12 protein-coding genes and 1 pseudogene are annotated in these 16,269 nt (G+C 64.4%); 10 read left to right on the forward strand and 3 right to left on the reverse strand.

Features of this window, described 5'->3' with window-relative positions:
- Positions 1-194 precede the first annotated feature (194 nt).
- The gene (locus OM513_RS19080) at positions 195-716 is read right to left on the reverse strand and encodes an SOS response-associated peptidase family protein (RefSeq protein WP_264946369.1); all 522 of its coding nucleotides are present in this window, start codon (positions 714-716) and stop codon (positions 195-197) included.
- 49 nt (positions 717-765) lie between these two features.
- Between OM513_RS19080 and OM513_RS19085 the strand changes: the two genes are divergently transcribed.
- The 4 genes from OM513_RS19085 to OM513_RS19100 all read left to right on the forward strand — a co-directional run bounded on the left by OM513_RS19085 (position 766) and on the right by OM513_RS19100 (position 6,928).
- A complete protein-coding gene (locus OM513_RS19085) occupies positions 766-1,377 on the forward strand; it encodes an SOS response-associated peptidase (protein WP_264946370.1) in 612 nt (203 codons plus the stop codon).
- Positions 1,374-1,817 (forward strand): DUF1810 domain-containing protein, encoded by a 444-nt coding sequence (locus OM513_RS19090; protein WP_264946371.1) that lies wholly within the window; start codon positions 1,374-1,376, stop codon positions 1,815-1,817. The genes OM513_RS19085 and OM513_RS19090 overlap by 4 nt, the downstream gene beginning before the upstream one ends.
- A complete protein-coding gene (locus tag OM513_RS19095; protein WP_264946372.1) occupies positions 1,814-2,980 on the forward strand; it encodes an HNH endonuclease signature motif containing protein in 1,167 nt (388 codons plus the stop codon). The genes OM513_RS19090 and OM513_RS19095 overlap by 4 nt, the downstream gene beginning before the upstream one ends.
- Positions 2,981-3,157: 177 nt before the next feature.
- A complete protein-coding gene (locus OM513_RS19100) occupies positions 3,158-6,928 on the forward strand; it encodes an SIR2 family protein (protein WP_264946373.1) in 3,771 nt (1,256 codons plus the stop codon).
- Positions 6,929-6,936: 8 nt separating this feature from the next.
- On the opposite strand, the gene OM513_RS19105 is transcribed toward OM513_RS19100, so the two are convergent.
- Positions 6,937-8,631, reverse strand: coding sequence for a caspase family protein (locus tag OM513_RS19105; protein ID WP_264946374.1), 1,695 nt, complete (start codon positions 8,629-8,631; stop codon positions 6,937-6,939).
- A gap of 87 nt (positions 8,632-8,718) precedes the next feature.
- On the opposite strand from OM513_RS19105, the gene OM513_RS19110 reads away from it, so the two are divergent.
- Positions 8,719-8,922 (forward strand): hypothetical protein, encoded by a 204-nt coding sequence (locus OM513_RS19110; RefSeq protein WP_264946375.1) that lies wholly within the window; start codon positions 8,719-8,721, stop codon positions 8,920-8,922.
- A 946-nt stretch (positions 8,923-9,868) separates the two neighbouring features.
- Here OM513_RS19110 and OM513_RS19115 read toward each other — a convergent pair.
- Positions 9,869-11,494 (reverse strand): hypothetical protein, encoded by a 1,626-nt coding sequence (locus OM513_RS19115; protein WP_264946376.1) that lies wholly within the window; start codon positions 11,492-11,494, stop codon positions 9,869-9,871.
- A gap of 292 nt (positions 11,495-11,786) precedes the next feature.
- Here OM513_RS19115 and OM513_RS19120 point away from each other — a divergent pair, with 292 nt between their 5' ends.
- The 5 genes and pseudogenes from OM513_RS19120 (at position 11,787) to OM513_RS19140 (ending at position 15,858) form a co-directional block, all read left to right on the forward strand.
- Positions 11,787-11,975, forward strand: a complete 189-nt coding sequence (locus OM513_RS19120) for a hypothetical protein (RefSeq protein WP_264946377.1) — start codon at positions 11,787-11,789, stop codon at positions 11,973-11,975.
- Positions 11,976-12,176: 201 nt separating this feature from the next.
- A pseudogene (locus OM513_RS19125) lies at positions 12,177-13,346 on the forward strand (DUF932 domain-containing protein); the annotation flags it as partial.
- A gap of 244 nt (positions 13,347-13,590) precedes the next feature.
- A complete protein-coding gene (locus tag OM513_RS19130; RefSeq protein WP_264946378.1) occupies positions 13,591-14,517 on the forward strand; it encodes a DUF2493 domain-containing protein in 927 nt (308 codons plus the stop codon).
- Between the two features lie 184 nt (positions 14,518-14,701).
- A complete protein-coding gene (locus OM513_RS19135; protein WP_264946379.1) occupies positions 14,702-14,893 on the forward strand; it encodes a sigma factor-like helix-turn-helix DNA-binding protein in 192 nt (63 codons plus the stop codon).
- Positions 14,894-14,940: 47 nt separating this feature from the next.
- The gene (locus OM513_RS19140) at positions 14,941-15,858 is read left to right on the forward strand and encodes a HEPN domain-containing protein (protein ID WP_264946380.1); all 918 of its coding nucleotides are present in this window, start codon (positions 14,941-14,943) and stop codon (positions 15,856-15,858) included.
- The last annotated feature ends 411 nt before the right edge of the window (positions 15,859-16,269 follow it).

Below are 16,269 nucleotides of genomic sequence, written 5' to 3' on the forward strand. Positions count from 1 at the left end.
CCGGTCATAGCTTCGGCGCCCGGCGCGGCAGATGACGGTCTTGCCCATTGCCAACCGGATCAGCCGACGCTTGGCTTCCTCGCCACCGCGTTCGTGCAATTCGGGTGCATGGAAGTCGGCAAGCCGGACCTCGGGCTGCCGATCGGCGTCGCCTCTGCGGTATTGATTTGGCTGGAGTGCATCTCGGAAACCCTTCACGAAGCCAGTCGGCGCTGGCGATCATCCAGTCCGCGCGGGCCGACTTCCTCGATCTGAAAGCTGCGGGGCGGCAGCGCGCGGAGTAGCTCGGACTCGGGAAGCATACCGTCGAGCCAGGCCATGTTGTGGCGGCGCAGGATCACCGCGCCCTGGCGCTCCTGATAGAAGAAGATGTCGGGATTGGCTTCGATCGTGATGATCGCATAGCCGGTGTCCTGATCGCCCGACGACGGGCGCCAGATCCCGGCCATGTAGAAGAAGTTGCCGTCGTCGAGCGTGACCCGGAATTTGCGGTCGCCATTCTTCACCTGAAATTCGCTCGCCGGCACCAGGCAACGCTGATGCGGAAAGGTCCGCCCTTCCGACCGGACAAACTTGAACGGCTTGCCGCCGGGCTCCCAGGCATCCAGACCCCAAGCGGCGGAAATCACTTGGGGCTTCCCGGATTGGGGGTTGCGCCGAATGATCGCCTTTCGGCTACCAAAGGGTGCTTCCGACTCGAAGGGCGTGACTTCCATGGCGAGAACATAATGCGAACGATGTTGCCGTGCAAATCGGAGGATCGCGATGTGCAATGACTATCGGCTCGAGGTGCCGATCTCGTCGATCATGGAGGATTTCGAGGATCTCGAAATCGCGATCGACCTGCCCGAGGGCACCCCGAACGTCGCCGCGCGCGAAGACATCAAGATCACCGACATCGCGCCGATCGTACGCAGCGCGGGGGGTGGCAGGGGCGAGTTGGTCAACCGACGCTGGAGCTGGCCGGGGCAGAACGGCAAGCCCGTCTATAATTATCGCGCCGAAGGCCGGCAGTTCGGATCGAACCGCTGCCTCATCTTGGCGGATGGCTTCTACGAATTCACCGATCCCGAGGCCCCCAAGCAGAAGCGGCTCGACAAATGGCTCTTCACCATGACCGATCATCGCTGGTTCTGCATCGCCGGTATCTGGCGCGAGAGTCCGCTCGGCGAGGCTTTCACCATGCTCACTCTCGATGCCGGCGAGGACGTCGCGCCCTATCATCACCGCCAGATCATTCCGCTGCCGCGCGACCGCTGGGCCGCCTGGCTCGATCCGGAGGTGCCGGCCGAGGATGTGCTCGGGTTGCTGCCGAAAGGAAGCCTGGTGCCGGTGCGGGTCTACCCGCCGGCACCTGCCCAGGCCGCGCTGCTGTGACCGAGGCCGCGCGTTCGCTCGAGCGGTTCGTCGAGGCGCAGGCGTCCGTCTATGCGACGGCGCTCGGCGAAATACGGCGCGGTGCCAAGCGGTCGCACTGGATGTGGTTCGTCTTCCCGCAGCTCGCAGGACTGGGGCGCAGTGAGACCACGAGGTTCTTTGGTATCGGGTCGCTCGAAGAGGCTCGGGCCTATCTTGCGCATCCGGTCCTGGGGTCGCGCTATGTCGAATGTGTGGAGGCACTGCAGGACCTCGGGACGAGCGAGCCGATCGCCGTGTTCGGCGAAATCGACGCGACGAAGCTCAGGTCGTCGCTGACCCTGTTCGAGGCGGTGAAGCCGAGCCCGCTGTTCGCCGCGGCGCTGGATCGATGGTTCGGCGGCGAGCGCGATCCCGAAACCTATGCGCTGCTTCAAGCTCCCCGAGGGAATTCCGGATGACCGACGATCGCGAGGTTCGGCATGACCTGCGGGGGTCCGCCCGAGTCAATCCGACCGTCGCGGCGCTGATGCGCCGGGGCTTTGACAGCCAGACCGCAAATGACATCCGCGCGCTACGCCTCACCCTTGCCGACCTCAAGCAGCGCGATGACCCCGCGCTCGAACAGCTGGGCTTGAGCGCCTCCCAGATCGCCGCGGTTAGAGAGGGTGGCCGGCCGCCAATTCCATTTGACACGCTCGTTCAGGTTCTATGGGCAAACCGATCCAGCTGCTGTGTGTGCCGCAACTTCGATCGGGCAATCATCCTTCATCACATTGTCCCTTGGTCCAGAAGCCTGGATCATGATGCTGCCAATCTAGCTGTGCTATGCCTCGAGCATCATGCGCGGGCGCACCGTACCGGTACGCTGGAGCAGAACCTCGGCGCGGCGCAGCTGCGCGCGTTCAAACAGAAATGGGAAGAAGAGGTCCGCCATCTCGACCCGAAAGCGATACTCGACGCTACCAGGGTCGATGGTCATCACTGGTGGTGGTTCAACCACGTCCGCATTCTGGAGATGGCGCAACGGTTGGGGATAGATCTGACGCGCCGAGTCAATTTCGTAAGTGTCGCCGCGCGCGGCTGGGTTGACGGTCGCGGCCAGATCTCCGAGCGGCACCTGCAGTCTCCTTATATGTACGTCGGCGGCGACGGCATCATCCTCTACGACTATATGCGCGAGGTCGCCGAGGAGGTTTGGGCGCGGACCACAATCTTCAATTTGAGCGACGACCTTGATCCCGGATTTCTCCGACGCGTCGTCCAACCCGGAGATCTGATCCTTGTCCAAGGTCGGCACAGCTTCAAGTCGCTGAACCGCGAAGTCAGCGGACCTGGCCAGGCCTGCGCCGTTCAGCGCCAAGCCAATCGGGTACGGATCACCTTCACGATCGATCGCTGGGAGGCGGTAGCCAACTCCTCTTGGTCGGCCTGGCTGTACGGAACCCAGCACGCCGCCAGTATCCTTCGCGTCGTTCACATTGAGCCGGGAGAACAGCTGCATCTGCAATGCACCGGGATCGCCATTGGCTCGGCGCTGCAGGGATTATCGACCCGTCATTACTATTCCGCGACCTGGCCTTCATCCGTAGATGAAGAGGTGGAGGAGGGCGGAGAAGCCTAGGTGACGGCTGCCCGGCCCCGGCGCGACAATTGCCGATCCGGTCCGAATCGTTCCAAGACCCTGAGCGATACTCAGGCGCCTTGACCCACATGCCGATGTTATCGATGTAGGGCCGAGTTAAACGGCCGATCTCCAAGCATTGCGTCGCCGTTTCTTGGGAAGGCTAAAGGTCACGTCATGAGGTTCATTGCCGACGGCCCCGATCTTCCCGACGACTTGCTGGATGCCAGGGACGAAGGTCAGGTCATATTCTTCTGCGGGGCTGGCGTTTCGCGGGCCGAAGCCGGCGGCCCGAGCTTTCGCGAACTCGCGGATCGCGTGGTGACATCGCTGGGATCTTCACGACATTCCCCCGCCCGGCAGTTGCTCGAATTGTCGGAAAAGATCGTTCCGATTGCCGGTGTCGGGGGCATACCGCCTGCCGACCGCATCTTCGCGATGCTCGAGCAGGAATTTCCCGTTGCCGATGTGCGCCGCGCTGTGGCGGTTGCCTTGCGGCCTAAGCCCGATGCCGGGCTGGGGCCGCATGCCTCGCTGGTCGACCTGTCGCGCGGACCGGATGGGGTCGTGCGCCTCGTCACCACCAATTTCGACCGCGTCTTCGAGCAGGTCGATCCGACCCTTACGGCGATCGCTCCGCCCGAACTCCCTGATCCCGCGCGCGCAGGCGCCCTGCGGGGAATCATCCATCTCCACGGCAAGGTATCGCACGACTATACGGTCCAGGAGGGCCCGGAGTTCGTCCTGTCATCGGCCGATTTCGGGCGTGCCTATCTGGCCGATGGCTGGGCCACCACATTCATGCGCGCGCTGATGAACCGATATCGCATCGTCTTCGTCGGCTATTCGGCGGACGATCCGCCGATCCAGTACCTGCTTGAGGCATTGCGGCCGAGCATTGCGCCTGATCAGCTCTACGCCTTGCAGGAGGGCGAGGCTTCCTACGCGACAGGTCTTTGGCGCCATAAGGGTGTCACCGCGATTCCCTTCAACGGCTTCGGGTCCCTATGGCAGACGCTTGCAGCCTGGGCCGAACGCGCACGCGATCCGGACGCCTGGCGCAAGCGCATCGCCCGGATGGCATTGCGCGGGCCGCGCGATCTCCAGCCGCACGAGCGCGGTCAAGTCGCACATCTGGTGAGCTCCGCAGCAGGTGCGACGATATTCGCAGAACATGATCCCGCGCCGCCTGCGGAATGGCTCTGCGCCTTCGACCCCTATGTCCGGTTCGACCGGCGCCGCGCTGCAAGTTGGCGTGACCCCGAGCCCGATCGTTTCGACCCCTTCGCGAGCTACGGTCTCGATGGTGAGACCCAGCCGAACCGGGAGGAGGACGCGCGACCTGGCCCGACAACGGTTCCGGCCGAGAGTTGGTCGGCGTTCGAGGCCGCGCCCGGCGAGCGTCCCGGCGGCCGCAATCAGCTCCGGCGTTCCCTCCGTGGTCCGGGGGCGATCACGCCAGCGCCGCTCCCCGCTAGGCTTTCGCGCCTCGCATGGTGGATCGGCAAGGTCGCCACCGATCCGATCGCGATCTGGTGGGCGTCGGGCCAGAACGCACTGCACGCAGACATCAGGTTCCCGGTCCGCCAGGCGCTGCGCAAGGACGGCGTGACGCCCGACATTCGTGCGGCCTGGCGTCTCATCTTCGCCGCACTCGACGAGCCGGGCGAAGACGCCAGGGATCGCTACGAGCTTGAGCAACTGATCGGCGTCGAAGGCTGGTCGCGCCTCAGCGTGATCCAGCTGGTCGAGGTCGAACGGCCCCGCCTCACGGTTCGGCGCCCGATGACCGCGCCCATCGCCGGGCGCAGCGACACCCTCCACCTGGTCGAGGCCGATGTCAGCTATCCGGGCCACAATTCCGATCTTGAAGTGCCGGACGAGCATCTGCTCGACTATATCGACGGCACGCGCCGCAACCTTGTGCTCGCGACGCGACTCGAGGAGATGGTCGGCGGCTTCGCGCTGACTCATCTCGATCCGCTCAATCCGTTCGAACGCGGTCCCAACGAGTTCACCGCGAGCTCGCCCGATATCTCGTCGTTGATGGCGCATCTCGGTAATCTGGTTCAACGTCTCCATCGGATCAGCCCGGACCTTGCCGTAGCGGAGGCCGCAAGCTGGCCGAGCGAGTTGGGGACTCCGTTTCGCAATCTGCGCCTCTGGGCCGCCGCCATGCCCGGACTCACCGGCCCCGAGGCGGCGGCGGCCATCATTCTTTCGCTCGATGAAGACGCCTGGGACTCGCGCCTGGAGCGCGATTTGCTGACGGCAATCGGCGCGCGATGGGTGGAGCTCCCGGAGGAGGCAAAGCAACGCATCGAAGCGATGATCCTTGCCGGGCCCCAACCTTGGGAGGGCGTCGATCCCGATCGGTTCGAGCCCTATCGCCTCGATGGCATCATGCGGCGGCTGTTCTGGATGAAGCGCACCGAACTGGTCCCCAGCTTCGATCTGGACGCCAAAATTGCCCGGCTCAAGGATCTGAACCCCGAATGGGATGTGCAGATCGCCGCCGAGCAGCTCGACCGAAGTCCATCGCGTGGCGGCTGGGTCGGAACGGACAAGAGCCATTCGGCGCTGCTCGAAACGGCGTTGGACGCGCTGCTTCCCGAAGCGCAGGCAGCCTCGGGCCGCGGGCGCGACTTCCTGATGGAATCGCGTCCGTTCCGCGGGCTGGTCGAGACGCGGCCGGTAAAGGCGCTCGCCGCACTGCGCCGGGCCGCGGCGAAGGGCGAGGAATGGGCCTGGGCGTGGAATGACTTCCTCTGGTCAGAAGCTAGGGGTAACGATTCCTCTCGCTTTCGCTGCTATCTCGCCCGGCGCATCGGAGCGCTGCCCGATCCAGTGTTGGTCGCGAACCTGCGTGCCCTGGTGCAGTGGTTCACGGGCCACGCCAAGCCGGTCTGGAGCGCGGATCGCGAGCTCTACTTGGCGACCTGGACGCTTCTCGCAGGCACTATTGCCCAGCATCCCGACGCCGCCAACTCCGCGATCGTCGTCCAAGGACGGCATGACTGGATCAGCGAAGCGCTCAACGCTCCCGCCGGGCGCCTGGCCGACCATCTGTTCGACGAGCTCGGGTGGGATGAGGGGCCTGAGACTCCCACGCAATCGTTGCGCGAGCGCGCGCAGATATTGCTCACGCTGCCGCCCGAACCCAAAGCCCATTCCGCCGCGCAGTTGGCGATGCGGACCAACTGGCTCTACCTGCACGATTCGGACTGGACGGTGCAGCATCTGGTCCCTCTTATCGAGCAAGGGGCCGCGACCGATGTCGGTGATGCCGCGATCGCTGGCTTTCTGCGACAGTCTCATTTCCCGCCCAATGAACTCTTCCTGCGCCTCAAGCCGCTCATGCTGGCGCTATTCGCGGACGAGCAATCCACCTCGCGGCGGCACGACAATCTCCAGTCGCTCATTCTCGCCAGCTGGTTTCGAAAGGATGGCGAGGGCAATCGCCTGCTGGCCTCGGACGATCTGCGCGAGGCGCTGATCACGACGAGCGAGCCAAATCGACTGGGAATCCTCCGGCTCCTCGCAAATTGGGCTGAAGAGAATGAGGACTGCGCCGCACAGACGGTTGAATTCCTGCACTGGGTGTGGCCGCGCCAGCTCGCGGTGAGGAGCCCCGCAGCGTCGACCGCGCTTGCAGAGATTGCGCTACGTGCGGGGGATCGCATGCCCGAGACGACCGCCGTGGTCCTGTCCGTGCTGGAGACCACGGCGGAGCAGATCAATGCGATGCCCTATGTCCGCCGGACCAAGGACGATCAGATCTCGAAATTTCCCGAGGAGCATCTCGCGCTATTCTTCGCGATCCTTCCGGAGGACACCACCTTGTGGCCTTGGGGAATGGGCCAGGTGATCGAGCGGTTGTCGGAAGTTCCAGCTTTGAAGAACGATCCGCGGCTTTCCGATCTGCGTAGGCGACTCGCCAGGATCTAGCCGGCTCGTTACCTTTTCGGTGCAGGCCGCTTGCGAATTTTGGGCGGCGCTCCGCTTCCCGTTTCTTCGGTCAAGTCGGGCAATTCGGCTGGCACGGTAGTGGCCAGCATCGGCGATGCGCTGCGCCAACCCAGCGACAATGCCATGGTGGAATCCACCAGCTCAAGGTTGTTTTCGCCCGACACTGTGAACTCGACCTCGCCGGCTGCGAAGTCGAATGTGATCGACATGTTGTCGCGGCGATACATCAACTTTCGTTCTGCACGCCGCTCGTCGAATTGCCCCTCGCGATCGGCCAGGTCTTCAAGGGCATCGGCCACGTCGTCATAGGCAGCGGCGCGCTTGTCGAATGTAACGATGAACCGGTCCAGATCCAGCCCCGCAATCGCTTCCTCGATTTCCTCGCGCTGTCCTTCCCAGCCATCGCGGAGTTCAAGTCTGCGCCGGATACGCCAGGCAGCCGGATCGTCGGGATCCTGATCGCTCAGGACCCAAAAGCGAAACGCCGGCGTGTCCACTGTTCCGTCGCCACCGCTGACACTGACATCGCCTTCGCGCCGCTTGAATCCAAGCGCCTCCTTCGCTGTGCTGAACAGGTCGTCCAGTTCTTCCTGCAGCCGGTCGTTGAGAAGGCTGCCGATCCAGTTCGCCGCGCGCTCGTTGATGTCCGTGGGTACGGTGTGGAAGTTCCGCTTGAACCCTGGCAGCGATTTGATCGCACCGGTCTCGACGCCTTCGAGAAAGGCTTCCGAGTTTTTCAGGCCTAGATTCGCGAGCGTGGCTGCGGGTGTGACAGGCGGTTCGGGGACATGCCTAATCCTGAAGGTTCGGGGCGAATGCAGAATGGCTCGCGGCGTCTGCTTCTCGCGGATGCGGGTCTTGCTCGTGATGAAGTTCTGGACCTCGGACACGAGCCAATCGCGCAGGCTGACGTCAGTCATCCAGCGATCCCGTTCCAGCGCACGCTTGTCCTCCCCCTTCAAGGCTCGCAAAAGGTGATAGGTGAAGATGCCGTGCCCGATCGCGTCCGAGCCGTAGGATTTCTCCCCATCAGAGCAGGAAAGGAAGACGGCCATATAGTCCGTTCCTTCCAATTGCTCCTCGATCTCATCGTCGCTCAGGTCGAAGATCAGCGACCGGCTGGTCGCAAGCGCCTTCATCGATTCTGCGCAAGCGTCGATGAAGAGAAGTGCTCGGGTACAGGCACTCGCCTTGACCTTGGCGATGACGTCCTGGTCGAGGTCGATCGTGGAATCGCCAAGCTGCAAGGCGTTGGTATCCCAAGCAGTCAGACGGTTCTCACCCTCGATCTGGCAACCGTGCCCGGCATAGTAGAAGATGAAGAGGTCCGTCGGCGCGAGATTTGAGATGACATAGGTTGCGTCGCCACGAATCGTGCTGAGCGACGCATTGCTATCAATGAGGAGGTGGGGATCGACGTCGGCGATGCCGTCGTAGATTTGCTCGATCGTCCGTACGAACGCTTCTGCGTCGGCGCGCGCGTGATGGACCTGGACGATCGCTGGGCGCTTGGGCGCGTTCTGATAGTGCTCGACCGCGATCGCGAGGACCACAACTCGATCATAAGCCGATGCTTCCGACGCGATATTTCGAGTTACGACGCCCATCGTTCTTTTCATCTCTGACTTTCCGTCTTCAAGCGGCTCCTCAGGGAAATAGGCATTGAGCAGCACGCGTGCCACCGGCCCAAAGCTCGTACCACGCAAGTGCTTGACGACGCGCGCGGTTGTATCGGAACATAATAGGAACACACGAGTCGTTATTTCCTTATGCTGACCGAAGCCGCCAATGCCGAGACCGACCGCGCCCGCCTGCTTGCTGAGCTTAAGGCGCGCATTGCCGTGCCGGTTGCCAGCGGTGCGCCGCTTCTGCCGTACGGGATCGAGGCGATCGATGCGCGTCGCCTCGCTCTACCTGCCCCAACTCGCGATCGAGCGGCTGCGGCGGGCCGAGCGTCCCGCCGCGCCGCCTGAGCGGCCCTGGTCCCCCGCGCCGATCCTGCCGCCGAGCGTCAACGAGGATCCTGGCGCATGCTCGGTGCCGCGCGGCGGCGGCTGGCGCCCGGGCGCGCGCTGGGCGCAGGGCGGCGCGCTGGGACGGAATGCCGCGGCGAAACAGATTGCAGCATTGCCCGCGCACCAGCGCCCGCCGATGCGCGAACTCGGGCGCCGCTCGGAGGCGGCCGAGCATCCGTTTCGTGCGATGCCTCCGGACGCAGGAGGGCAAGCGCCCGGGCCAATAATGGTCCCCGTCGATCCACTCTGGGGACGGCCGACGATCCTGATCGAACGCATCGGTCAACGCGAGATCGTGACCGCGGCGTGTCCGGTCGCGCTGGCGCTGGACCTGATACCCGGCATGGCGGCCTCGCATGCACGGGCGCTGGTCGGCGATCTCGATGTGCGGGAGGCGGACGCAGCGGCCGACCTAGCTTGGCTCGACCGGCTGGCGCTGCACGCTGTCGCGCATTGGACGCCGATCGCCTGCCCCTCCGGCGCCGACGGCATCTGGCTCGATCTGACCGGCACCAGCCATTTGTTCGGCGGCGAGGCGCGCTTCTGCCGCCGCGTGCTGCGCTTCCTAGCCCGGCTCGGCATGACCGGGCGCCTCGCGGTCGCGGGCACGCCGGGCGCCGCGCATGCGCTCGCCCGCTATGGTGGCGAGGCGCTGACGATCCTGCCGCCTGCCCGCGAAGCCGAGGCGCTTGCCGGGCTGCCGGTTGCGGCGCTTCGGCTTGACGCGAGCGTGCTGGCGGCGGCGGCGCGGTTCGGGCTCGAACGCATCGGAGATCTTTATGCGATGCCGCGCGGGCCGCTGGCCCGGCGCCTGGGGCTGGGCGCCGTCGCGCGGCTCGACCAGGCGCTCGGACGGACGGCCGAGCCGATCGTGCCGGTGGTCCCGTTCGAAGCGCCCGAAGTATCACGGCGGCTGCTCGAGCCGATCGCCACCGCGGAGGCGATCGCGCAGGTGATCGCCGATCTGGTCGACGATCTCATGCTGATACTCCAGAAGCGCGGGCTGGGGCTGCGCACCGTTTTGCTCACGGCCGAGCGGATCGATGGCGCCGACCAGCACTTCGCGACCGGAGCCTCGCGCGCCACGCGCGATGCGCGGCACCTGGTGCGCATGTTCGGCTTGAAGATCGACCGGATCGAGCCCGGCCTCGGCATCGAGGCAATGCGGCTGACCGTTATGAGGAGCGATCGCATAGTGGCTGCCGAGGTCGAGCAAAGGAGCATATTGCAGGTCCAGATGGCCTGCTCCGGCCTTCATCGTCAGCAGGTCGATGATCGCTCGGGTCTTTTCCGCATCAGCGAATATCAGCTGCATCTGCTCGAACAGGCTATCGTGCGTGACGATCAGGACGGTCGACGCGAAGGTGAGATAATAGCGCTCTGCCTCGTCCGGGATGCCTTCGAGCTTCTTTTGGTAGACGCAGCTGATGAAGTTGAAATAGCGCTGGAGCTTGAAGATATCGATCGCCGTCACCCCCTCGGTGACTTGCTCATAGGGGTCGAGCCGGACGAAGCTGTCGACATCGAGGTGCAGGAGGTTCTCGACTTCGTCACGAAACATGTCGTCCCTTGAGAAGAGCTCGAACACCTGGGGTGCGCTCGGCAGCATCAGGCGCAGCCGCTTCACCGGCGTCGCGACCAGCTCGATCAGCGAGTCGAAGACCTGCTCCTCGAACCCTTTTTCGATGAACTCCCGCACCGAAGGAGGTGGGTCGGACCCGTTGAGATGGCGGGCGCGAATCCAGGCCTGGTTCTGGCTCTGGATATAGCCGAGCCGGATCGACCGCTCGATGTCGGGGTCCGACGAAAAGATCCTAACAGTCTCGCCCTCGAGCTCCGCCTCAAAGGGCAGACCGTCGATGAGCTTCTCGGCATCGGTGAACTTCGTCAGCCGGACAGCTGCGAGCAGAAGCCTCTCGTATACCGTCGCCTCGGGCAAGATGCCCTCTATATCGATGAAGTTGCAGCATTCGTCGTGGATCGGAAACAGCTTCGAATACATCGCGATGATCAGCGAGCCCGCGTCGGACAGATCCTCGGAGGAATAGCGCTCGAGGTTGAGCGAGCTCAGCGTCGGGTCGGGGATCCAGTGGTGGTAGAAGCGGCTGTTGAGCACGACCAGGATCGTCTTGAGCGCGATATTCTCGCGCGTCCGCAATATCCCGTTGATCTCCTTGTGCAGCGACAGCGCGTTGGGCGCGACCTTGGTCAGCGCGAGCACCGAGCGGAGATAGTCGATGCGGTCGTCGCGTGCGGTCAGAAGATGACGAACCTTGAGCGCCATCTTGATGATGCCGGCGATGAGCGATCCGTTGAACTCATATTTGGAGGATCGCAGGATGCCGCTCCTGCGCAATCTGGGGATCACATACTCGGCATCCGCCCGCAGGATCGCGATCGCGGTTGCCAGGGACTCTTCGCGCCGCGCCGCGCCCAGATGGCCGGTCAATTCCTCGATCAGCGACTTGATCTCCTGATCACGTGCTATTGAAGGCGCGGGCGGCTGGTACGCTTCAAGTACCGCGATCATGCCGGCATGATTGCGCGCGTTCAGCAGCGCTGCGACAAGCGATCGCACGGACTGGTCGCCAGATGGGGCAGGCAATGTCGGCATTCGCTTCGCGCATTGCCGTCTTTGCTCTCGCTGCTCAATGCTGATCTCCCGAGACTTACACAGGTCGCATTAGGAGCCTTGGCCAAGATTTTTCCAATACTGTCTATTCATGGGCGAGGACCTTCTGCTGATTGCGGATCAGGTCCCGAGGCCAGTTCAAACCGTCAACGAGTTGCGGTACCAACCCTTCAGCCGGAGGGAGCGTGCGATGAGCGAGGTCAAATTGTCCGCCACCCCCAAGGGCAATGGCTATCAGGCAACTGTCACCTTTCCCTCGGGCGTGTCGATCAGCTCGGCCGAAGCCTATCCCAGCATTCCCGAGGCGATCACGGCAGCGGCGCTGAAGCTGCTGGATATGCCCGAACGGATCGAAGCCCTGGCGCCCGGCTCGGTTTGAAGGAACGACGGGACGCCGTTCCTTACCGGCAGATCCGCGAGGGGAATGCCTTCCCCTGACGGCCAGCCTTGGTCTGGCCGTACCCCTTCTGCGGGCGCTCCGCCCCGCAACGCCCCGGTGAGAGCAAGAGAGCGGCCGGTTCGGCCGTGACGGGTCAGGGCCGAGAGAGAGTCTCGCGGCGCCCGTCGCGGAGAATTTTCCATGGCGACTGTCCTCAATCCCGCTGCCGCGCCGCCACCGCGTTCCGGCGCCTACAAGGTCGATATCTCGCGAGGGTCGCGCATCGGACGCGTCTCGTCCGAATGGTTCTCACGGCCCGACGACGAGCGCTATTTGTCGCTCACCGAGCTCCATGCCGCGGTCCTGGCGCGCGCCGAGCGCGCCACCACCCGCACCGTCGAAACCCGCGAGGTCCGAGTCGAGGCGAGCCGCGACGATGCCGAGCGGCTCGCACTGATGATCCCCGGTCGCGCCGAGCCGGTCGCCCCGACCCATTGGTCGTTCGGCCAGCTCGCCAGCCTGGTCGGTGCGCCTTCGGGCTATCTGCGCCAGCTCCCCGCACCGCTTGCTGCTATCAATCTGCAGCACGGGCTCCTCTCGCATCGCGGCGAGCTGATGAAGACCCTCGAAACCGAGGACGGCCGCACCGAGCTGCGCGCCGTCACCGGTCCCGATTATGGGCGGATCTGGGACCATGAACTGGTCGCCGCGGTGATGAAGATCGCGGGCAACGGCACGGGCGATACCCGCTGGAAGGTGCCCGGCCTGCTCGACTGGTCGACCATGACCCACAACCCGTTCGTCGAGGTGACCAAGGATACCACCACCCTCTATGCGAGCGATCGCGACGTCTTTCTGTTCCTGGTCGACGATGCGCATCCGATCGAGGCGGGCCGACTGCCCAATGGCGACCCGGACCTGTTCTTCCGCGGCTTCTATTGCTGGAACAGCGAGGTCGGCTCGAAGACGCTCGGCATGGCGAGCTTCTATCTCCGCGCCGTCTGCATGAACCGCAACATCTGGGGTGCGGAAGGCTTCGAGGAGATCAGCATCCGCCACTCCAAGTTCGCCGCGAACCGCTTCGCCCATGAAGCAGCGCCCGCGCTGGAGAATTTCGCGACTTCGTCCCCGCAGCCCTTCATGGCCGGCATCATGGCCGCGCGGCGGCGGATCGTCGCCAGGACTGACGAGGACCGGCAGGATTTCCTGCGCAAGCGTGGCTTCTCCAAGGCCGAGACCGGCCGGATCATCGCGACCGTGCTCGACGAGGAAGGGCATCCGCCCGCCTCGATCTTCGACTTCGTCCAGGGGATCACTGCGCTCGCCCGCGACAAGCCGCATCAGGATTCGCGGCTCGATCTCGAGGCCAAGAGGGCGATGGGTCGGCAGCCGGCGGCCCTGCGCAACGGTTCGCCCGGCTATTTTCCGCCGCGGGCGTACCGCCCGCGTTGCATCGCGAAGCAAAATAGCCGGGCTCCACCGTCCTCCGCTGACGCTTCGGCATCCCCGGCGCATGCGCGCCGGCCGCGTTGCTGGATGTGCCCCGTGCCGCCGGCCACCGCCTCTTGTCGCCAGGAAGGCCGCGAGGGCGCGGCCGCAAGCCAGGAGACGCATCATGAATGATGACCGCCATATCGACGAGGACGAGGCTCCCTCGCAATTCGCCGACCTCCTCCAGGAACTCGAGCTGTTCGGACGCAGGCCCTTCGACGACGATCTCGATCCAAGGCCCCTGCCCGAGGGCCGGCTGGTCGAGGCGGCGGCCGCCGACAGCTTCGACGCGATGGTCGCGGCCCTTTGCGATACGCGTCTCGAGCCCGACATGGAGGATCTGCTCTGGGGCTTCACCAACGTCTTCCACCGCGCCGGCGAACGGGTCGAACGCGAGCTCGACGCCAACGAGGAGGCGCAGAGGCGACTGCAACGCGAACAGGACGGATCCGAGGTCAAGTCGGTCGAGCTCGAGACCGCGATCGCGGAAGGGCGCACGATGATCGAGCGCCGCGATGCGATGGAAGCGTTCCGCGAAGCCTTTGCCGAGCAGTTTCGCCACTATTTCCGCAAGGCCTGGCTGCCCCGCTCGGGATCGATGCTCAACCGCCGCGCGATGACTGCGGCGGTGATCGAGAGCCGCGAATTTGTGAACGACAGGCGCTGGACCGACGCCAAGCTCCTCCTGCCCCCCGGCGAGCGCATCTATGTCAGCGGCGGTGCCGACTATAACGATCATCGCAAGGTCTGGCGGGTGCTCGACGAGGTGCGTGGGCGCCATCCGCAGATGGTCCTGCTCCATGGCGGGTCGAGGACGGGGGCCGAGCGCATCGCTGCCCTCTGGGCAGGAGAGCGCAAGGTGCCTCAGGTCGCATTCGCTCCGGACTTCACCAAGCACAGCCGCTCGTCCGCACCCTTCAAGCGCAACGACCGGGTTCTCGACACCCTGCCGCGCGGGATCATCATCTTCCCCGGTGGCGGCATCCAGGACAATCTGTTCGACAAGGCACGTGCTGCCGGGATCGCGGTCCTCGATCATCGTCGGCGATGATGGTCGCACATCCACACGCGCCGAAGCCGGGCGGTCCCGACCTGGGCCCGCGCCGGCGCGCCGCAACGCGGGCGTTCGCCCGCGTCCTCCACTGCGTTCCGGCCCAAGGGTGCGGCCCGCCTCCCACGCGAGCCCGCTCGGTCTCCGTCCCCCGGCTTCGGCCGGCAAGAGCTGGAGGTGAACGATGGACGCCGAACTTCGCAGACTTCGCCGCAACCTGGAGACCATGCCCGAGCCCGAGCGCCAGGTATTCGATCGGGCGCGCTATCGCGACCTCGACTATATTCAGATCGCCGATGAACTCGACATCACGATCTTGGAAGTCGAGCAGCTGATGGCGAGCGCCATGCGGCATCTGGTTCGCGGGGACGCTTGATAAGCGGGAACATTGAGGAAACTAGGTGGCATCGCTAGGCTATGAACATGCGCGTCGATCTCGATCATCTTCCCGAAGTTCAGCAGGCCGAGCTGGCGCGCGTGCGCGAGACGCTGATGGCCGAGTTCGCGCAGGCGATCTCGACCAGCACCCAGCCGTGGAAGAAGAACGGGCGGATCCTCAAGATCATCCTGTTCGGAAGCTACGCGCGTGACGACTGGGTGGATGAGCCCGAGAACGGCTACCAGTCCGACTTTGACCTGCTGGTGATCGTCAGCCACGAGGACCTGACCGACATCGCCGGCTACTGGTATATCGCCGAGGACAAGATCCTCCACGATCCCAAGGTCCAGCGGCCGGTCAACATCATCGTCCACACCCTCGACGAGGTGAACAAAGCGCTCCAGCGCGGTGAGTATTTCTGGGTCGATATCGTCCGCGACGGAGTCGTGCTGTACGAACTGCCGCAGCACGCGCTAGCGGCGCCGAAGCCGCTGACGCCGGCGGATGCGCTGGCGATGGCCCAAGGCTATTTCGAAGAAGAGAGCCGGTCGGCGTCAAACTGGCTTCGCATGGCTGAACTGGCGGCGGCCGAGGGCTCAGATAAGGATTGGCGCAACAAAGCCGTGTTCAATTTGCATCAGGCGACCGAGACCGCATATGCCTGCTTCCTCTTGGTCCGCACGCTCTATTTTCCGCGCTCGCACAACATCAAGTTCTTGCGGTCGCTTGCCGAAGACAAGGACCCGCGACTGATTGACGCCTGGCCCCGCGCCACGCGCATCGATCGTCGTCGCTTCGAGCTACTCAAGCGTGCCTATGTCGAGGCGCGCTACTCCCCGAGCTACGAGATAGGAGCTGACGATCTCGATGCGCTCGCCGCGGCGGTGAGGCGATTGCGCGACGTCGTTGAGACATTGAGCCTTGAGCGGTTGGCGCAGTTGCGCGGCGAGATGACCCGTTGATCGACTAACAGGATTCGCAGCCTCTTTGCGACTGCGCTCTATGCCGCTTCGCGGTACCGAGTCCCCAGCGGGTCTCAGCCGCCAGAGGGTGACGATCGCGAACGCTCATTCGCGGCGGATTTGCGCCCCAATTTTAGCCACTCATCCGCCCAGCACTTAAGCCTGCGAGCCGCCGTTCGCCTAGGCAGCAACATATATGATACTCGGTGGGAATTGGCTCGTCCGCTTTGAGGGGGCGGTCTCCTCCGTTAAGGTAGCGAGAAGGCGTGGAGTCGCTGTTGGTGGAAACTGGTCGCTCGCCTTTCCGGGTCGTGATCGCGGTAAGCTGGACGTTTGAGTGCCAGCGCGGCGGTCCCCCGACCAGTTGATCGCTGCTACTGCCCAGGCATGCCCCCCTTCGCAGCGTCGCCG

The sequence above is a fragment of the Sphingomonas canadensis genome (genome assembly GCF_026013525.1).
Taxonomy (GTDB): Bacteria; Pseudomonadota; Alphaproteobacteria; order Sphingomonadales; family Sphingomonadaceae; genus Sphingomonas; species Sphingomonas canadensis.